Raw genomic sequence first — 17466 nt, 5'->3', positions numbered from 1 at the left:
TGCTAGTTACGCCACGTGCGGGATGCCTTCGTCCTTGAGGAAGTTGCGCAAGCGCCCCATTGCCTGCGTGTGGAGTTGGTAGACCCGGCTTTCGCTGACCCCCAACACCTTGCCAATTTCTTTGAAGGTCAAACCTTCGAAGTAGTAGAGGGCGATGACGAGCCGTTCCCGTTCCGGGAGCCGGTCGACTCCTGCGGACATCACGCGGCGGAGTTCCTTTCCGTCCATCTGTCCTTCGGTGTCGGCGTCCCCGTCGACGATCATTTCGATAAAGTGGATGTGGTCGTCGCCGTCGCTGGATCCGCCGACGACGTCGTCCAAGCTGTAGACGTTGGTTTTGCCGACGCGGACCAGCAAGTCGCTGACTTCTTGCTCACTCATGCCCATGAAGTTGGAGAGCTCCCGTTGCGAAGCGGGGCGGCCGTATTCCTTTTCCAATTCCTTTTGCGCTTTGTCGAGGGCTTTGAGCTTTTCGCGAATCGACCGGGGCACCCAGTCCTCGTCCCGGAGCATTTCCAAGATGGCGCCACGGATGAGGGCGATGGCATACGTTTCAAACTTGACGTCGCGGGTCGGGTCGTATTGGTCGACGGCTTTGATGAGGCCGATCACGCCGGCCGAAACCAGGTCGTCGCGATCCAACCCTTGAGGGACGCTGGTGACCAGCCGGCCCGAGGTGATCTTGACCAGGTAGCTGTAATGGTTGATCAGCTCGACCCGGGCATCCTGGCTTTTGTAGACCTTGTATTCGATCCAAGTGCGTTGCAACGTTTCCGGTGAAAGGGCCATGACTCTGCGGGTTCTCCAGTCTTATGCTGCGGTTTCCTCTCCAACCTGGTCTCCGCCATCGGCGGGATCGGCTTCTTGCCGACTCTGCACGTCCAATGCATCGGCTTCGATCACTTTGCCGGCAGGGGCTCCAAAGAGTCCTTCCCAGATCGATCCGGCAATGTGCCCGGCGGCAAAGGCCAACAATCCACGGACGGTGGCCGTCCATGGATCGATTCGGTTTAGGATGCAGACGCTGAGGGCAGCGAACGCAAACAGGCCGCCAAGAAGTTTAGGCAACCTGTCCCCCAATGGGTGCGCAATCCGCGATCCTCACAGTATTGATACTGGCAGAAGGTCTTTGGAACTAGAGGGGAAGTTGAAAAATTGCTTCAGCTTTCGCAGTTGCCGAGTTGACAGCCAATTTTGATTTTGAGCCCATCGTAAGCCAGTCGGATGTTGGGCGGCAGTTGGGATTCGCTCTCGTCGTGGTCGTAATCGTCCGACAAGTGGGTGAAAAATGTGGTCTCGGCCGCCAGGCCGGCCGCCACCTCCATCGCTTTTTCAAAATGGAAGTGGTTGGGGTGGGGCTTAATCCGGACTGCATCGAGGATGAGCGTTTTGAGCCCGGTCAGCCGTGGCCTAACGTTTTCGGGGATGTGGCTGACATCGGTGACATAAGCAAAGTCCCCTACGCGCACAGCCAGGCAGGGGATGGGGCCATGCTCAACCCAAAGGGTTTCAACGGAAAGCCCGGCTTCGTGGATGAAAGGCGGAACGTCGCGGAGTTCGAATCGGGGCACCCAAATGCCGGCCGGGAACTCCTGGAACGCGTAATGGAAAATCCTTTTGATGTCCTCTTGGTAATCCGGGGAGGTGTAGACGGGCATGGCCCGCCCATATTTTTGGCAAAAGGCGCGTACATCGTCCATCCCCATCACGTGATCCGCGTGGGTGTGGGTGATGACGACCGCCTGGAGATCCATGATTCCTTCGCGCAACAGCTGCAGCCGCATTTCCGGCGCGCAATCGATTAGGATGTTGCCGCCGGGCCCTTGCAGCAACAGGCTGGGCCGGGTGCGGTGGTTTTTTGGATTTGCCAAAAACCGTTCGGGATAGGCCTTGCCAAGGGACGGCACGCCGTTGCTGGTGCCCGACCCCAGAACAATGGCCGTCGCGGTCATCCGGTGAAGGATCGGTCGAGGACGCGGAGGGCCACAAACGTGCTGGGGAGCTCGGTGTATTGCGCGATGCGCTCCAGGCACCTGGCATAGTTGCGCTCGGCCAAGTCGTCGTTGATTGGCGTGTCCAACAAGGATTGGGCGACGATCTCGACCGCTTCGTTGAAGTATTTGGCGCGGTTTTGGGGGAGCGAGCGGTTGGGCAAAGCGGAATAGGCGCGGCTGAGTTGGTCATAAACCGTGTCCCAGCTTTTGCCGGCGGCCACTTCGGCCTTTTGCCGGGCCAACGCCTGATCCTGGAGCTTTCGCCGTTCCATTTGGCGGCGTTTCTCGGTCTCCCAATCGGCTTCGGCGGTGCCGTTGATGACTACGAGGTTGACCCGCATGTTGAGCCGGTGGCCCATCAGGCTTTCGACGGCATTGCGGACTTGAGGGAGTTTGAGGTGGCCGATCAGTTCGCTGTCTGAAGAAGGGACGCCCAAGACGAGCGAATCATCTTCAAGTGCAACCGGCACGGAAGATTTCAGCGCCGTCCACACACCCACCCCGGTTACCCGGTTCATGATTTCTGGGAGGGTCTCGCTCCACGCCTGGGCCAATGCCGCCATGGTTCCTATTATGGTGTCTCGGGCGGCTTTCCGGCTATGCCGTTCGGGGCCGCTGTCCTCCGGATGTGAGGTTGGACTTTGTCAGGTTCAAAAGCGAGGATCTGGTCGCCCAAGATCGTCGCCGTGCCAATCATCCCGGGGGCAAGGGTCCCAACGATTTCGGAACCGGCCTGGAATTCGTGGGTGTCGCCATTGCGGACCCGCAAGGTGACGGTCCCGCCCATGCCCTTGGCTCCCGGCATCCTCAAGACCAGGGATTGGGTCTCTTTTGACGGCGCGCGCGTGCGGTCGTAGGTTCCCTGGATCCGCCAACCGAGGATGGCGCCGGTGGCAAAGCAAATGGCCCCAATCGCGACGAGGCTGCCGGAAACCACGCTAAAGGTCGGATCCGTGCTTTTGATACCGTCGGTGCGCACAACATGGGCAGCATTGGTCACCCCGCCGGCAATGCAGAAAACAAAACCGCCGATGGCGAGCCCCGTAACCAGTTTGCGGCGCACGTCGTGATGCACGGTGCCCCTAGTCTACGGGTTGCACCGGGAAAGCTCGGGACTCACCGCGATGCAAGGGATTGCACGATGGCGTACAAGGCGATGAACACGACCACGCCGGTGAGGAGGTAGGCGATGATCCGCCCTAAAAGATCGCTGGACTTCTCGTTCCGCAATTCCTGGTCCGACTTCACCCGTTTTGGGATCAAAGGCTGCCCCATTTTGTCCAGGATCGTTTTGACTTGGCGGTCGCGGAGGATGTGTTCGACAGAGCCCGGGGGATGGTGCCCTGGCCGTTCGACGCGGTAGAGGGGCTCTTCCAGTTCCCTCAGGCGGCCAGAAATGCGGGCCGCCAGATCCTCCCGCCGCAAGGCCAACACAATCCCTTCGATCTCGGCCCGGCTCCGGCCGGTGACTTCACAGATCGAATCGACGGTCGCCCAGTCGTCGTAAGGGGATGCTTGGTGAGCGGGTTCCCCGAGGTCTTCTTTGGCTATCGCTTGGAGGACGGCTTGCAGTTCGGCGTCCGAGACGACCGGGGAGTCCAAGGTCTCTTCTGTGCCGTCGAACGGCTTTTGCCCAAGGTTCATCCCTCGTCTGCTGGCTCCCCCGTCATTATGGCCCGGGAGGGTATTTTGCGGACGATGCGCCTCTTTTTCTCGGCCGGCGAGGCTAGTGGGGACGCCTACGTGGCGGCCCTGGCCGCGCGATTGGCGGAGGACGGTGTGGTCATGCAGGGGATTGTCGGGGCCAAAGGGGAATCCGCCGGCGTGCAGGCGGTGGCCAGCAACCGAGATTGGGGGGCGATTGGCATATATGAGAGCCTCAAGGTAGCTCCCCGGATCCGCCGAGGGTACTACTCTGCGCTTTCTGCCTTAGCCCAAGGCACCCCAGGGGTTTGTGTCCCGGTTGATTTCGGATACATGAACATCCGGCTTGCCCGGCAGGCCAAGGCCATGGGGTGGAAGGTGCTCTATTTCAGCCCTCCTGGGAGCTGGCGGCGCGACAAGCAGGGAGCCGACCTCCCTCAGGTGGCCGACGAGATCGTGACCCCGTTCCCGTGGAGTGCAGAAATTTTGCGGCGCATGGGGGCCAGCGTGCATTGGTTCGGGCATCCGCTTAAGCAGATGGTCGCCGAATCTGGTTCCCCTGAAGGCCCGCGCTCCGGTATTGCGGTGCTTCCGGGCAGCCGGTTGCATGAGGTGGAAAACAACGTCCCCGCGGTGGCCAAGGCGTTGGAAGGTTTTGCCGGCCGGATCCGGCTGAGTTGCGCGCCCAATGTTTCTGCCCCAGAACTTTTGGCCCTATGGGGGCGGCACAGCCCGCTGGTGGCCACAGCAGAACCAGACTTGTATCCCCTTCTTAAATCGGCCGAGGCCGCCATTGTTTGTTCCGGAACCGCGACTCTGGAGAGCGCCTTGTGCGGCTGTCCCACAGTTGTGGTTTACCGGGGGGGCAAAGCCATGGAGCTGGAATACCGGATCCGCCGGCCGAAATTCGACTTCATCAGCCTGCCGAACATTCTGCTTGGGCGCATGTTGCTGCCCGAGCTCATCCAATGGGATGCATCCCCTGCGGCGATCCGGGAGGCCGTCACCGCCCTGTTGCCGGATGGTCTGGCCCGCCGAGACCAACTTGCCGGGTTCGACGAACTCGGATCCCTGCTGGGGCCCGCCGACGCCCTGGACCAGACGGCCCGGCTGATCCGGGAAATGGCCTAGGGAATGGTCCCGGGCGGGAACCGGCAGTGTCCGGCCCCGGTTGTTATTGTCAAGCGAAGTGTAAAGGTCCCGCAAGGGAGCCAGGAACAGCGCAAAGCAGAGCAAGCAAGATCATGGCGGGGAGGCCGGCAAGCCCCCCGCACTTTTTTTTGATCCTGCAGGAGTTACCGGCTTTTGGCGGTATGCCCTTGAGAATTGCGGATTTCTGCCAATTCTGATACTCGGAAGACGTCCGGGCAGATCACCCGTCTTGAACGGTGTGAGTGACTCGGAAGAAGTGAACCACACCAACGCAATTCGCCGGCTGAGATCTGTCCTCTCCTTCTCAGCCGGTGCTTTTTGTTTCAGGGTCTGAAAATTCCGGGTCTCACGGCAAGGTCGCCGTCAAAAGCTAAACTTTGGGATGGCTACCGGATGGGAAGGCGGCCGCATCCGGCTTGTGCCGATGGATGCGGAAAGGCATTTTAAGAATATCTGCCGTTGGGTGAACGACCCTGACGTGAACGAATGGATCCTTGTGGGGGATTTCCCGATGGGTGAAGTTGCCGAGCGGGAGTGGTTCGACTCCTGCCTCAAAGGGTCAGAGTCAAATGTTGTTTTCGCCATCGAATTGCTCGATGGCACCCACATCGGCACAAGCGGGATCCACGGCATCAATCACCGGCACGGCTTTGCATCCACGGGGAGCTACATTGGCGATCCCGGTCATCGGGGCAAGGGCTTGGGTACTGAGGCCAGCAAGCTCAGGGCCTGGTATTGCTTCCATGTTTTGGGGTTGCGATTGGTCACCAGTGGCTACATCGAAGGCAACGAAGGCAGCCGGGTTATGAACGAACGGGCCGGATATTTGCCGGTGGGGTGCATCCCTAAACAGTTTTGGAAAAGGGGAATGTTCCGCGACCACTACGAAACGGTGCTCACCCGGGAGCGGTGGCTGGAACTCAGCGGGGGCAACCGGGTTTGGTGATTTCCGGGGCCCTCCCTTTGCGGGCGGGGTGATACACTGGCCCTGCCGCAATGACCGGATCCGCCACCCGTACCGACCAGACCCTGATTAACGCCCTGCGATGCCTCTCCATGGATATGGTGCAGGCCGCAAACAGCGGCCACCCTGGGCTGCCGCTGGGGGCCGCCCCTATGGCCTATGCGCTGTTTTCGCGCCATCTCCGGTTCGATCCAGGTCGTCCGGATTGGTTTGCCCGCGACCGGTTCATCCTGTCGCCCGGCCACGGTTCGGCCTTGCTGTACAGCCTGCTCCACCTCTTCGGCTACGAAGTGTCGCTGGATGATCTCAAGACTTTCCGACAGTTGGGCTCCAAGTGTGCCGGGCATCCAGAAGCCGGCCTTGTGCCCGGGGTGGAATGCACGACGGGGCCGCTGGGCCAAGGTTTTGCCAACGGGGTCGGCATGGCCATTGCCGGCAAATGGTTTTCTGCCCGGTATGGGTCGATTGCTGACCATATGGTTTATGGCTTAGTCAGCGACGGCGACCTGATGGAAGGGGTGGCGGTGGAAGCCGCCAGCCTGGCCGGCCACTTGGGACTCGGTAACTTGGTCTACCTCTACGACAGCAACGACATCAGCTTGGACGGCCCTTGCGACAAGGCGTACACCGAGGATGTCCGGGGCAAATTTGAGGCGATGGGTTGGCAGGTGCTGGAAGTCGCCGACGGGAATAACTTAGAAGAAATCAACCAAGCGGTAGATTTTGCGAAGGCAGAAGTTGGCCGACCTTCGCTTGTGATTGTGAAGACGGTGATCGGGTTTGCAAGCCCGCTGGCCGGGTCGAGCAAATCGCACGGAGCGCCGTTGGGGGCAGAAAACGTGTTGGCCACCAAGCAGGCGCTCGGGGTGCAAGAAACTGGCCCGTTCGCTTTGCCCGATGGGTTTGGCGAAGCGGGTCTTCAGGCGCGATCCCGCGGTTCGGCCCTCACGGGAGAGTGGGAGGAGCGCTTTGCGGCTTTCCAAATGGAAAAACCCGCCCTAGCCAAGGAACTGGCCTGTTTAATCGATGGGGGCCTCCCCGATGGCTGGGATTCCGATCTCGAAAACCTTGCGTGGCCCGATGGTTCGGTGGCCACAAGGGAATCTGGCCATGCGGCCTTGAATGCCATCGCATCCAATCTGCCTTGGATGGCGGGCGGGGCCGCCGATTTGGCAAGCAGCACAAAGGCGAGCATTGCCGGGGGCGGGGATTTCAACCCGGCAGACTTTTCGGGCCGGAATATCTGGTTTGGTGTCCGGGAGCACGCCATGGGCGCCATCGTGAACGGGATGGCGTTGAGCGGGATGCGGGCCTTTGGCTCCACCTTCTTGGTGTTCAGCGATTACATGCGGGGGAGCATCCGTCTGGCCGCCCTTTCAAACCTGACCAGTTGGTTTATTTTCACCCACGATTCGGTTTTTGTCGGCGAGGACGGGCCAACCCACCAACCGATCGAGCATGTTGAGGCGTTGAGGCTCATCCCTGGGCTGCAGGTTTACCGCCCAGCCGACGCGCTGGAGTGCAAGGCTTGTTACCTGGCGGCCATGCGGGGCGGCCAGCCCGCTGCCTTTGCCCTCACAAGGCAAGGGGTGCCCGTGTTGAACGCTTTTGCATCCCAAATCGCTGCGGGCACGCCCAAAGGGGCTTACGTTCTGAGCTCCCGGCAAAATGCGGTGGCTACCTTGTTAGCAACGGGTAGCGAGGTCGCGTTGGCCCTGGAAGCTCAAGGAAAGCTGGAATCAGAAGGCATTGGAGTCGATGTGGTGTCCATGCCCTGCCGCGAGTTGTTTTCCGCCCAAGATCAGGGATATCGCGACTCTGTTTTGCCGCCGGGGAGGCCCGTGGTTTGCATTGAAGCCGGGGTGACGCAGGGTTGGCTGGGAATGGGCCGCGGCAACGTTGCCGCTGTGGGGATTGACCGGTTTGGCGAATCTGGCCCCGGCGGCCAAGTCTATTCCCACCTGGGCATGAAAGTCGACCATGTGGTGGAAACGGTCAGAACCCTAATCAAGCCCTAGGAGCGCGGATTCCGCCGCCATGGCATCGATGCAGTTCTGGATGTGTTGATCCAAGGGGATACCGAGCAGCTCGGCGCCCCGGCTGACGTCTTCCCGGTTCACTCCGGCGGCGAAGTTGGCCGTTTTGAGCTTTTTCTGGACGCTCTTGGGGGTCAACCCGTTGATGCGCTCCGGGCGGACATAACAGCAAGCGGTGATGAACCCGCTCAATTCGTCCACGGCAAACAAGGCCCGTTCGATCGGTGATTCCGGTTCGATTCCCGTCTTTGCCGGATAGTGGGCGGCAATCGCCCGGACGACCACTTCATCGGCTCCCATCCCCTGTAGCAGTTCCATGCCCCAAAGGGGATGGTCTTCCGGGTGCAGTTCGTAATCAAAGTCGTGGAGGAGCCCGGCGATGCGCCACTGGGCTTCGTCGCCGCCTAATTCTTTGGCGTAAAACGCCATGCAGGTTTCGACGGCGAGCATGTGCTTGCGTAGCGATTCGCTCGGCGTGTGGTCGCACATCAGGCGGTAGGCGTCCTCGCGGGTCATGGGGGCCAGTTTATCCCCTGGTGCGCAGGAAATCTTCGGCGTCACTCCCGCGTAGATTGAGTGTCCGGTTGCCGTCTCGGACGGGAACCACCTTCTCACCGTCGAGTTCCATCCAGTGTCTGTGGGGGCTGGGACTCACGTGGATGACTGCTATCTCAAGTAAACCATAAGGTTGAATTTGGATTGAAACCAGGCCAACTGGGTTTGGTGCGATGGACACCTTGACCGCCTCATGGACGACTTGGGCAAATGCGTCGGCCGAACCGCCGTCGGCGATGAGGGAGAGGTCACCTTCCAGCCCGACAGCTTGTCCTGAATCGTCCACCCCGATGACGACTGTGCCGCCCTGAGCGTTGAGCATGCCGCAGATGGCCTTGAGGCAGGCGGTCTGTTGACGCCGGTTCTTTTGGCAGCCGACTGAATCCCACCTAAAGGTGGATTTGTATTCCCTGGTCTGGCTCTCGGGTGGGAACCGGGAGACCTTCAGTGTCTGATGAGGGTCTTCCACCGCCATCCGGGCGGCATCTGGATGGCCATCCAGAACGGCCAAGAACATTTTGAGTCGGAGGGCATTCCGATCTGGTCCGGTAAGGGGGCCAGGGCTATCGAATTCAACCCGCGTGTATTGCGGGAAGAGCGCGTAAAGGGATTCCCGTTGGCACCCAGCCAGTTCAACCAGACGGCGCTGGGCCGGTTCGGCCATGTGGAAGGCCCCAGCATTGTTTGCCAGCGTGGATGTCCACCAGGGGGTGGGTTCCAGGGGCGGGCCGGAATAGGGGGTTTGGATCGGGCCGAACGGGTTGCGGCCCCTTGTCCCCGGTTCGTGGAGCCCACGTTCATAAACAAGCCGAACCAATTGGAAGAACGAGTAAGGGCATTCCGGCTCTAAGGTCGTGTGGAAGACCGATTCAGGCAATCCGGCTTTGACCTGCCCCAAAAGCCAAAGCCGCAGGAACCAGGCCAAGGTGGCATCGTAGGCGGCTTCGGATCCGAGGGGAACGATCTCCCGGGCTTTGGCAACACCCATTTCGCCAGCAAGGCCGCGGATCGATAGCCCAGGCATTCTTCCACCAAAAGGTTACTTTGGCCAGCGGGTGAGGGTGCGGAACGATACCGGGGAATAGAGGGCGGCGACTGTTGGGGCCGTTTTCGGAGTCCAAAGCAGGATTCCGGAATCGACGGCTTCTATCCCGCATCCGCCGGGGAGTTCCAGTTCGGCTCCTGTTTCCAGGTTCAGCAGTCGTTGTCCCGATCGGTCGCCGTAATGGAGCAGGGCGGGCGCATACAACCCCAAGATCGACCCCCGGATTTCAGCGGCGGGCGTCACTTTTGCCTTTTCGCGGTCTAGCAGGCTCACAACGGTCGTGCCCGCGGGGGTCCGCTCCAACCCCATGCCGAAAAGGCTGCCTTCGATCAGCTTGGAGTCTGCGAACTTTGTCCCGAGTGCTTTTTTTTCAAACAGGCCGGTGGCCATGTCAAAAGATTCCAACAGGCTGGATTGGGCCCCGTGGGTGACACAGATCAGTTTGCCGTTTTCGGCAATGAGCTTGTCGTTGACCCGTCCCGTTGCTTGGGTCAGGGAATCGAACCGCCCCAGGTAAGTGGCCCGAGGTTTGCCGTTGGGGAAGTCGAACCGCATCAGGACCTCCAGCCACGGCTTTTTTTGTTTGTCGTCCCATCGCAAAATGGCGAAGACCGAGTCGCCCACCTTTTCCCAACCGGAAACGGCACTGACTTCAAGGGTTTTCTTTTCGGCGGCAACGTCACGGTTGATCTGATCCGCCTGCTCTTTGGTGAAGATTTTGTCGGATGTGGCGATGGACGAATAGGTGGCAAAGGTGGCGCGGTTGGACTTGCGGAATCCGACCCCCTTGTCGTCAAAGGTCAACACATGCCCGGCGACCGGAATCCACAAGCGGCCGGTTTGGGTGTTCATCGGCTCGAATCCGGGCTTTATGGAAACTTTTGTCTGTCCTTCTGGGCCATTTATGGTAAACAGACCGTCTTTGAAGGTGATTTCGCGCGTCTGCGGTTGGGTTTGCGACAGCAGCGCGGCCAACGCGAAACTTGCCCAAGTCATGGAACCAGTATGACGTGTCGCGACTGTCCCAGGTATGACGGAGAAAAGCGGATTTGTCTGGATGGCAAGCTCAACCCGCACCGTTATGAACAGGCCCAAGAGGTTGTCAAACTGTTTGGCCTCCGGGTGGTTTGCCCCTTCAACGACCACCGGGAACGACTGATTTACAACCGGTCAGCACCGCTCAGCCGCAAAGCGGAATGAACGCAAGCTCACCAGTACTTTTTTTGCTGCCTGTTGGCAAGGTGATTGATGGCCGCGTTGGCACCGGAGTATGAAACGATTCGTGCCGCTGCAACGGCAAGGGCGCTTGCGCAGGAATAGACAATCGTGCCCGGGGCCATCGGCCACGGAATCTGATACCGAACCATTCCGATCCCAAAATTGACCAAATAGTAAGCCAGGCCCACAGCCAATGACAAAAGGATGATTGTTGCCAGATTCGGGTTCCGCAGCCGGGATTCAATGAAAATCAATATGGCCGCAGAGAGGATCCCCCGCATCGAATAAATGGCCAGGCGGCCCCAATCCAATTCAACGACTGTTCCCATAAAAAGGCTGTAAACGGCGTTTAGCACAACTTGAACAATGATGTTGAGAAAAACAAATGCAATGTATTCGGCAATGTGCCGCTTATCGGATTTCGTTGAGGGTTTGTTCGGCATGATCCAAAAACAGCATGGCCGGCAGACGCATTGTCCCTCCATCCCGTGCGATGCTGAAATGCTGGCGAGCCACAACAGACGTATCATAGCGGAGACGGCGGTAGGAACCTTCTGAAAAGAGGAGTGATTCGGGAAATCCTGTGCGCTTGCTAGACGACAGATCGACCAACCACCCTCCCGGTTGCTCCTCAATCTTAAATTGGACAATTCGGGAAATCTCCCACACTAGATATCCGCCGTAACTGTTCTTGTATGGCGCAGGATTGGGGCGTCCGCCATTTTCGTATCCGGCAAGCAACGCAGTGTTGCCCAACCCAACATCGGTGGAATCATTCGGATTATCCAATAACTCCTTTGGCACGGCCCCACAATCAACCAGGAACTTTGCCGAAATTGGCCATCCGCCGCGATCTTCGGCGTAAATGGCAGCCGCTTGTCCCAACTGGCGCATTTGGCTGATTCCAACCGTACTTTTGGCCGCCCCTTTGCCTCCTGCCATCGAAGCCAATGCGATTGCCATCAGCAAGGCAATGATGCCGATCACGACTAAGAGTTCAACTAAACTTAACCCAGCTTGGTTCAAAGATCGGTGGAAGCGCATGTGTCTTGAGGGCAACGTTCGCGGAAGTATGTGTGGCAAATCGTTGGTTCAACGTCATAACACCTCCAAGTGTAACCGTGTTCATGAAGACGCTTCTTCTTTTAAGGGTTGTGGGCACGATACGATTTGCCGTCCTCACTACCGCCTTGATCATTGCAAACGGAATCCCATACCGTGGCATTTGTGATCGGGCCCCATGTTTGGCTGTTGATGAATTCGCCGCAGGCAGGCAGGGGATCCTCAATCCCATCGGTGGGAATCAGCCCGACTGCATTGTATGATTGTTCCCAGCTGATCGATTGCTGCTCTTTGGGGCTGAGGGTTCCGCCCGTCACGACTGTTAGTGAGATTGATACGATGCTGAATAGGTGGGAGAGAGTTGCCATGTTAGCACTATTGTACGGGGGGGGTGATTGTCAAACATAGGATCAAAACCTTAACAAAGCAGGTTGATTGGACCCGTGAACCCTTGTCTCGAACTCAAACCGCGCTTTCGATTGCCAGGGGCTCGATTTGGAGTCGCAAGATGCGCCGTCCGTCACTTTCTTCGATATAGAACGTGCACCGGTCGTCGGAGATCCGCTCGCCGACGGCGGGTTGCCGGCCGAACAATCCGAACACATAGCCGCCGATGGTGTCGAACTCTCCGCTTTCAAAGTCGGTCCCGATCGCCTCGTTCACGTCGTCAAGGTGGAGCTTTCCGCTGACGGAGTGGCCGTTGGCGGTTTTTTGGATTTCGGGGGGCGCGGTGTCGTACTCGTCGATGATTTCACCGACCAACTCCTCAACGATGTCCTCGATCGTGACCAACCCTGAAGTTCCGCCCAGTTCGTCTTTGACAATGACCATTTGGGTTTTTTTGCTGCGCATGTCGGCAAGCAGCGAGTGGAGCTTTTGGGTTTCATGGACGCTGTAAGCGGGCCGCATGATCTGGTCGATGGTCACGTTGTCTTGGTTGCGGGCCAGGGCAAGCAACACGTCTTTGGCGTGGACGATGCCGATGATGTTGTCATCGGTGTCTTGGTAAATGGGCAGCCGCGAGTGCCCGGTGGCTTCGATCAAGTCGGCAATGGCGTCCAGGTTCGTGTCGGCCGGGATGCTTTCCATGTCGACCCTCGGGGTCATGATTTCGCGGACGACGGTGTCTCCGAATTCGAAAACGGATTCTAGGAGCTCACGTTCTTCTTCTTCGATTCCGCCGGCATCTTCATTGCTTTCCAGGATCTCCTTGATTTCTTCTTCAACCCGGTTGTGGATCGTGAACCGGGCGCTTGTATTGAACCGTTTGGCGATGACGTCAGCGACGCCGACGGCCAACACGCCAGGGAGCCGGAAGGCCAGGTTGAACAGTTTGAGGATCCACCCAATTCTCATCATCGTGTCCATGGGGTGGGTGACGGCAACCGATTTGGCAACCAGTTCAGCCACGATGACATTGACCCCCATCACGGGAATGCTCAAGGCTGTTGCCGCCAAAACGGAGGCGAAATAGAATTGGCTGGGGTGCACAGGCGAGGCGATCCACCCGAGCCTTTCGGCGATGGCTGGGGCGGGCAACAAGCACAGCAAAACCAGCCAAGCCCGCATTGTTTGGGCACCCAGAACACAGGCTGCCACGATGGAGTCTTTGTTTTCGATCAGGCCGGAGAGAACCCGGTTTTCGCGCGAACCTTCGTCGTGGGCGCGGGCGTGGCTGGCCCGGAGGACTTCCAAACCTGACGAACCGGCCACGCAGACAGCGTTGACCAGCATGACGGCGACAAAAGCGGTCAAGAGTAAAGCGAGGTTGACAGGGTCCGTAAAGATCCCGATCGCTTCGGGGCGGTTCGCAGCGGATAGGCCTTGGGCGAATGCGAGAACCGGAACCACTATGGCCGCACTTGTGAGGGCCAAGGTCGTGCCGGTGCCCGCGGGGCCTATTCGCCGCCGACGTTCACTCGGGTCGCTGTTCATTTCGAACGGTTGCTTTCCATTGTATCACTTGGGGATGAGGGCGAAAAACACGATTCCCACCGTGGTGCCGACGGCGGCACCCAAGGCAAGTTCAAAGATCGAGTGGAATTTGGCCTCCCACCGGCTCTGCGCGATGACCGCCGCCAAAAGGATGGCAATCCCACCGACAAGGACATTATCGGCGAGCAAAAGGCAAGCTGTAGCAAGGAAGAATCCAAGGGCCGCATGCCCGCTGACGAGTCCACCCTGCATGACCTGGCCCCGGGATCCGATGCCCTTGCCGATGATGACCGCGATCAGGGTCACAAACAGCCCCACGATGATTTTTCCCACGACATTGAGCCCCACCCCATCGGCCATCAAGGAAAGGCGGATACGTTCCCACTGTCCCTCTCCCAATGCGATGAGCGAACCAACGATGATCGCCATGATGGTGGTGATCAGCACGGCTCCGGCGGCGATGTCTTTGGCAAATTTGGCCAGGGGGTGGTAATTGGGGCTGGCCAGATCCACGGTCGCCTCAATGGCGCTGTTGAACATTTCGGCCACCAAGACGAACGTGATCATGAACAGCAGGACCAGAATCTCGCGCAATTGAAGCCGGAAGAACATAGCCGCCATCAACGTCACAAACGTGACGTAAAGGTGGATCCTCATGTGCCGCTGGGTGCGGAATGTGTGGATGATGCCGCCGAACGCCACCTTGAACGGGGCGAGCAGATCCCGGTTAGCGGCCAGCCGGAGCCTCCATGCCGTGCGGGAGCGACGACCAATCGGAATCCTCGGGCAATCCAGCGGCCCGCATGGCTTGGTTCATGGCATCGACCATGGCGATCCGGTCGGAATCGGAATGGTCGTCAAACCCCAGCAAGTGCAGGGTTCCGTGCACCGCCAGCATGGCCGCTTCGTCCACCGGGCGCACCTTTCTTGATTTTGCTTGGGTTTCTGCCATCTCCCAGTTCAGAATGACGTCTCCCAACAGGCCCGAGAACCGTTCGGGGGCAGGAAATGTGAGCACGTCGGTGGTGCCAGCGATCCCTCGGAATCTCTGGTTCAGCTCGGCCAGTTCTCGCGGATCGGACAAAACCACGGTCACTTCGCCGGCTGGCGCCTTAAAAATCCGGAGTGCGGCAAGCACGGCCTCGCGGATCGGCTTAGCGGCTTTCCGCTTGGGCAGGTGGTTCACCACGCTCACGCGATGGGGGTTCTTCACTTTCTCGGCCTCCATGGTCGAGTTGAAATTCGGCGCCGATGGCGCTCACAGGGGAGTCGGTCGGGTAATCGATGCGCTGGTGGCGCACGGCCCGGAGTGTCCGGCAGAACGATTCGCAGATGACCCCGAGGTCTTTAAAGGTTAGGTCGGATTCGTCGAGCTGCCCATCGGCCCGGGATTTCTCGATGAGGTTAGCCACAAACAGGTCAAGGCTTTGGTCGCGCGGCGCAACCCGGCTGGCCGCTTCAACCACGTCGGCCAAATGCAAAAGGGCCGCTTCTTTGGTTTGGGGCTTGGGGCCAGGGTAGCGGAACTTCTTTTCAGATTCTTGGCTGGGTGCCAGCACTTTCTCCTCTACCGCCCGGTGGTAAAAATAGGTGATCAGGCTGGTGCCGTGGTGCTGCTCGATCCCGTCGACGATGGTTTGGGGGAGTTTGTGCTTTTTGGCCAGGTCAACCCCATCGGTGACATGGGCGGCGATGATTTGGGCGCTGAGGGAAGGCGAAAGGTCGTCGTGGACATTATCTCCGACCTGGTTTTCGATGAAATAGCCGGGCCTTGCCGTTTTTCCGATGTCGTGGAAGTAGGCCATGGTGCGGCAAAGCAATGGGTTGGCGTCGATCTCGCGGGCGGCCGATTCGGCCAAATTCGCCACCCCGACGCTGTGGGCATAGGTTCCGGGTGCCCGCAAAACGAGTTCCCGGATGAGGGGATGCTCGGGTGAGCCGAGCTCGAGCAAAGTCCAGTCGCTGGTGATGCCGAACATCTTTTCCACGACGGCGACACCCAACCAAAACACGGCAGTGGCGATGACGGCGGCGATAGCTCCCCAAAGGGCGGCCTCCCACGGGGCCAGCGTGAATTGGGGCATCACAAATGCCATGCAGGCGCAAATCAGGGCTTGTACGGCGGCTTGCACGCTCATGGCCCTAATCAAGTCGCTCCGCTGCTTCAGCGGGTTCACGGCGTGGGCGGCGACCGCCCCCGCGAGGAAGGTCCCCGCCGCCAGGTCGATTGGCAAGGCACCGATCAGCCCCAAAAGCAGGACGCTCATGCTCAGGCCGGCCATGCCGATTCCCGGCGTCGCCAGCGAGCCCACCAGCATTGCCTGGGCGACCAACGGGGCCATGAGCAGGAAGCCAACCCGGCTTTGTGCTTCGGGGTCGATCGAAAGGTTGGCCACTTGGAGCCCGCCGACGGCGATGAGGCTCGTAAACCAGACCAACTGGTCTATTTTGTTGCGTTTCGCTCTGTCAGGCTCAACGGTCTTAAAGTGCGCGTGAAGCATCATCCCGCCAATCAGCGAGAGCAGGAGTGTGCCCACAACGGTTGCGGCCGGCACCGGCCACGTGCGGTGCAACAGCAAGAGGGCGGCCATTGCGGCCGCGCCGGCCAGCCGGTAGCCCGATTGAAGGACGACTTTGCCAAGATCTGACTTTCCTTTTGCGAAAAGTCTCGTCCAATTTTTGATGCTGAAATCAGCCATAGGATGCCCCGTGCTCCAGGGCGGTGAGCCGCGTTAGCCGCGTTGGGGGCGTCGGCGTTGGGCTTTCCGGCGCTTTTCGCTTGGTTTTTCGTAGTGCGAGTGGTCTTTGAGTTCGCGCAGCAACCCGGATTGTTGGATTTTTAGGTTGAACCGCTTGAGCGCTTGGTCGATCGATTCGCTTTGGTGGACGCTGATGTAGATCATGGCAAAATCTCGGAGGGCAAAAGATACCGCATTTGGCCGGTCACTGGCGGGTCCCCCCTCCGGTTGGGGCAGGAGGCAGTTCCCCGACAAACGCATAGTCGGCCAATCCCCGGCGGACTGGACGGGGGTCGTCGTGAACACACACGACGCAGAGGCTTTTTGCCCCTTCCAGTTGCATCATCCGATAGGCGATTCCTTGGCCGTACATCACGTGGCCGGCCCCGGCCATGATGACCATGATGTTCTTGGATCCGGGCCAAGACCGCCGCCAATCCAAGGCCGTTTTGGCCATCCCGGTGTCCCAGGTGACCTGGCCCGCGTAGATGTTCACCCCGCCCATGGCCGGCGGGTGCCCCCCCAGCAAGGCGTCGAACACCATTTCATGGTCTTTGTTGGTCAGGTCGAGCATCGGCACCCATTTGCGCTGCATTTCGTCGAACGAATCGTAACCTTGCTTGGAGGCTTGGCTGACCCACGCCCGTGGAACGTTGAGCGCGACCATCGGCAAGTGCAGGTCGCGGACCGCTTCCATGACGGGTCGGTAGGCCGCATAGCTGTGGCCCCATTGCGTTTTCCAATCCGATGCGGTTTCGAACTCCTCGATCGTCTTAGTGCCATAGCTCAATCCGTTGATGTAGAGTTGATGGTCACGGGTAAACATCTCCAACCCGACTGAGACATGACGGCCCCGCTTGGCGAGGGCGCGCATCAAGTCGGCTTGGGTTTTGTGGTGGCTCGGCGTGGCGTGGCTCTCACCGACCAAAAGGTATTGGACTCCATCGCAGGCGGCGGCGATGTCGTCTGCGGTGACCGCTTTTCCCGTGCGGGTGTCGGTGAAACCCATCTGGGCCATCACCGTGCCGCCCCTGCCAATCGGCAAGTTGTAGGCGTCGGGGGCGTCTTGGGCGGGGGCGGCGTGTTGGGCCGCCAAGAGAAGGGCCATCCAAACGGGCATGCC

The 17466-nt window shown here is 59.4% G+C and carries 22 protein-coding genes; 4 read left to right on the top strand and 18 right to left on the bottom strand.

Annotation, left to right across the window (positions count from 1 at the left end; all coding sequences use genetic code 11):
- Nucleotides 1–6 precede the first annotated feature (6 nt).
- The 6 genes from JNM28_08960 to JNM28_08935 all read right to left on the bottom strand — a co-directional run bounded on the left by JNM28_08960 (nt 7) and on the right by JNM28_08935 (nt 3638).
- Nucleotides 7–789, bottom strand: a complete 783-nt coding sequence (locus JNM28_08960; protein ID MBL8068567.1) for a FliA/WhiG family RNA polymerase sigma factor — start codon at nt 787–789, stop codon at nt 7–9.
- A gap of 21 nt (nt 790–810) precedes the next feature.
- Entirely contained in the window at nt 811–1068 is a 258-nt protein-coding gene (locus JNM28_08955) for a hypothetical protein (GenBank protein ID MBL8068566.1), read from the bottom strand.
- Between the two features lie 92 nt (nt 1069–1160).
- Nucleotides 1161–1952 carry an MBL fold metallo-hydrolase gene (locus JNM28_08950; GenBank protein MBL8068565.1) on the bottom strand — a complete coding sequence of 264 codons (792 nt, stop codon included), beginning with the start codon at nt 1950–1952 and terminating at the stop codon, nt 1161–1163.
- Nucleotides 1949–2557, bottom strand: coding sequence for a hypothetical protein (locus JNM28_08945; protein MBL8068564.1), 609 nt, complete (start codon nt 2555–2557; stop codon nt 1949–1951). Before JNM28_08945 ends, JNM28_08950 begins: the two co-directional genes overlap by 4 nt.
- 8 nt (nt 2558–2565) lie before the next feature.
- Nucleotides 2566–3069 carry a hypothetical protein gene (locus JNM28_08940; GenBank protein MBL8068563.1) on the bottom strand — a complete coding sequence of 168 codons (504 nt, stop codon included), beginning with the start codon at nt 3067–3069 and terminating at the stop codon, nt 2566–2568.
- A 41-nt stretch (nt 3070–3110) separates the two neighbouring features.
- Nucleotides 3111–3638 (bottom strand): hypothetical protein, encoded by a 528-nt coding sequence (locus JNM28_08935; GenBank protein ID MBL8068562.1) that lies wholly within the window; start codon nt 3636–3638, stop codon nt 3111–3113.
- 54 nt (nt 3639–3692) lie between these two features.
- On the opposite strand from JNM28_08935, the gene JNM28_08930 reads away from it, so the two are divergent.
- The 3 genes from JNM28_08930 to tkt all read left to right on the top strand — a co-directional run bounded on the left by JNM28_08930 (nt 3693) and on the right by tkt (nt 7772).
- Nucleotides 3693–4769 (top strand): hypothetical protein, encoded by a 1077-nt coding sequence (locus JNM28_08930; protein MBL8068561.1) that lies wholly within the window; start codon nt 3693–3695, stop codon nt 4767–4769.
- A 403-nt stretch (nt 4770–5172) separates the two neighbouring features.
- Nucleotides 5173–5736, top strand: a complete 564-nt coding sequence (locus tag JNM28_08925) for a GNAT family N-acetyltransferase (protein MBL8068560.1) — start codon at nt 5173–5175, stop codon at nt 5734–5736.
- Between the two features lie 50 nt (nt 5737–5786).
- Complete coding sequence (tkt, locus tag JNM28_08920; protein ID MBL8068559.1) at nt 5787–7772, top strand: transketolase; 1986 nt, start codon at nt 5787–5789, stop codon at nt 7770–7772.
- On the opposite strand, the gene JNM28_08915 is transcribed toward tkt, so the two are convergent.
- Genes JNM28_08915 through JNM28_08905 form a run of 3 tightly spaced genes read right to left on the bottom strand, consistent with a single transcriptional unit; the run spans nt 7758 to nt 10386 of the window.
- Nucleotides 7758–8306 (bottom strand): HDIG domain-containing protein, encoded by a 549-nt coding sequence (locus JNM28_08915; protein ID MBL8068558.1) that lies wholly within the window; start codon nt 8304–8306, stop codon nt 7758–7760. The two genes, tkt and JNM28_08915, sit on opposite strands and share 15 nt — an antisense overlap.
- Nucleotides 8307–8316: 10 nt before the next feature.
- Nucleotides 8317–9369 (bottom strand): ATP-binding protein, encoded by a 1053-nt coding sequence (locus tag JNM28_08910; protein ID MBL8068557.1) that lies wholly within the window; start codon nt 9367–9369, stop codon nt 8317–8319.
- Between the two features lie 15 nt (nt 9370–9384).
- Entirely contained in the window at nt 9385–10386 is a 1002-nt protein-coding gene (locus tag JNM28_08905; protein MBL8068556.1) for a hypothetical protein, read from the bottom strand.
- 9 nt (nt 10387–10395) lie between these two features.
- Here JNM28_08905 and JNM28_08900 point away from each other — a divergent pair, with 9 nt between their 5' ends.
- Entirely contained in the window at nt 10396–10590 is a 195-nt protein-coding gene (locus JNM28_08900; GenBank protein ID MBL8068555.1) for a hypothetical protein, read from the top strand.
- Between the two features lie 8 nt (nt 10591–10598).
- Here the strand turns inward: JNM28_08900 and JNM28_08895 are convergent, their stop codons facing one another.
- The 9 genes from JNM28_08895 to JNM28_08855 form a co-directional block, all read right to left on the bottom strand.
- Nucleotides 10599–11051, bottom strand: coding sequence for a hypothetical protein (locus JNM28_08895; protein MBL8068554.1), 453 nt, complete (start codon nt 11049–11051; stop codon nt 10599–10601).
- A complete protein-coding gene (locus tag JNM28_08890) occupies nt 11020–11595 on the bottom strand; it encodes a hypothetical protein (GenBank protein ID MBL8068553.1) in 576 nt (191 codons plus the stop codon). Before JNM28_08890 ends, JNM28_08895 begins: the two co-directional genes overlap by 32 nt.
- 158 nt (nt 11596–11753) lie before the next feature.
- On the bottom strand, nt 11754–12038 hold the full coding sequence (locus tag JNM28_08885) for a hypothetical protein (GenBank protein ID MBL8068552.1): 285 nt from the start codon (nt 12036–12038) through the stop codon (nt 11754–11756).
- Between the two features lie 94 nt (nt 12039–12132).
- Nucleotides 12133–13605: an HlyC/CorC family transporter gene (locus tag JNM28_08880; GenBank protein MBL8068551.1), complete on the bottom strand. Its 1473-nt coding sequence runs from the start codon at nt 13603–13605 to the stop codon at nt 12133–12135.
- Nucleotides 13606–13629: 24 nt separating this feature from the next.
- Entirely contained in the window at nt 13630–14307 is a 678-nt protein-coding gene (locus JNM28_08875; GenBank protein MBL8068550.1) for a diacylglycerol kinase, read from the bottom strand.
- A gap of 25 nt (nt 14308–14332) precedes the next feature.
- Complete coding sequence (gene ybeY / locus JNM28_08870) at nt 14333–14818, bottom strand: rRNA maturation RNase YbeY (protein MBL8068549.1); 486 nt, start codon at nt 14816–14818, stop codon at nt 14333–14335.
- The gene (locus tag JNM28_08865) at nt 14760–16304 is read right to left on the bottom strand and encodes an HDIG domain-containing protein (protein MBL8068548.1); all 1545 of its coding nucleotides are present in this window, start codon (nt 16302–16304) and stop codon (nt 14760–14762) included. The genes ybeY and JNM28_08865 overlap by 59 nt, the downstream gene beginning before the upstream one ends.
- Nucleotides 16305–16337: 33 nt before the next feature.
- Complete coding sequence (gene rpsU / locus JNM28_08860; protein MBL8068547.1) at nt 16338–16508, bottom strand: 30S ribosomal protein S21; 171 nt, start codon at nt 16506–16508, stop codon at nt 16338–16340.
- Nucleotides 16509–16548: 40 nt separating this feature from the next.
- Entirely contained in the window at nt 16549–17463 is a 915-nt protein-coding gene (locus tag JNM28_08855; protein MBL8068546.1) for a ChaN family lipoprotein, read from the bottom strand.
- Nucleotides 17464–17466: the final 3 nt, after the last annotated feature.

Source organism: Armatimonadota bacterium, assembly GCA_016789105.1.
Classification (GTDB): domain Bacteria; phylum Armatimonadota; class Fimbriimonadia; order Fimbriimonadales; family Fimbriimonadaceae; genus UphvI-Ar2.
Note: the sequence above shows the minus strand (reverse complement) of the source record. Positions and strands in the feature narration are given on the sequence as shown.

Coding starts and splice junctions, on each gene's coding strand:
- JNM28_08960 (MBL8068567.1), bottom strand. CDS start 789: ATGGCCCTTTCACCGGAAACGTTGCAACGCACTTGGATCGAATACAAG.
- JNM28_08950 (MBL8068565.1), bottom strand. CDS start 1,952: ATGACCGCGACGGCCATTGTTCTGGGGTCGGGCACCAGCAACGGCGTG.
- JNM28_08945 (MBL8068564.1), bottom strand. CDS start 2,557: ATGGCGGCATTGGCCCAGGCGTGGAGCGAGACCCTCCCAGAAATCATG.
- JNM28_08935 (MBL8068562.1), bottom strand. CDS start 3,638: ATGAACCTTGGGCAAAAGCCGTTCGACGGCACAGAAGAGACCTTGGAC.
- JNM28_08930 (MBL8068561.1), top strand. CDS start 3,693: ATGCGCCTCTTTTTCTCGGCCGGCGAGGCTAGTGGGGACGCCTACGTG.
- JNM28_08925 (MBL8068560.1), top strand. CDS start 5,173: ATGGCTACCGGATGGGAAGGCGGCCGCATCCGGCTTGTGCCGATGGAT.
- tkt (MBL8068559.1), top strand. CDS start 5,787: ATGACCGGATCCGCCACCCGTACCGACCAGACCCTGATTAACGCCCTG.
- JNM28_08915 (MBL8068558.1), bottom strand. CDS start 8,306: ATGACCCGCGAGGACGCCTACCGCCTGATGTGCGACCACACGCCGAGC.
- JNM28_08910 (MBL8068557.1), bottom strand. CDS start 9,369: ATGCCTGGGCTATCGATCCGCGGCCTTGCTGGCGAAATGGGTGTTGCC.
- JNM28_08905 (MBL8068556.1), bottom strand. CDS start 10,386: ATGACTTGGGCAAGTTTCGCGTTGGCCGCGCTGCTGTCGCAAACCCAA.
- JNM28_08900 (MBL8068555.1), top strand. CDS start 10,396: ATGACGTGTCGCGACTGTCCCAGGTATGACGGAGAAAAGCGGATTTGT.
- JNM28_08895 (MBL8068554.1), bottom strand. CDS start 11,051: ATGCCGAACAAACCCTCAACGAAATCCGATAAGCGGCACATTGCCGAA.
- JNM28_08885 (MBL8068552.1), bottom strand. CDS start 12,038: ATGGCAACTCTCTCCCACCTATTCAGCATCGTATCAATCTCACTAACA.
- JNM28_08880 (MBL8068551.1), bottom strand. CDS start 13,605: ATGAACAGCGACCCGAGTGAACGTCGGCGGCGAATAGGCCCCGCGGGC.
- JNM28_08865 (MBL8068548.1), bottom strand. CDS start 16,304: ATGGCTGATTTCAGCATCAAAAATTGGACGAGACTTTTCGCAAAAGGA.
- rpsU (MBL8068547.1), bottom strand. CDS start 16,508: ATGATCTACATCAGCGTCCACCAAAGCGAATCGATCGACCAAGCGCTC.
- JNM28_08855 (MBL8068546.1), bottom strand. CDS start 17,463: ATGCCCGTTTGGATGGCCCTTCTCTTGGCGGCCCAACACGCCGCCCCC.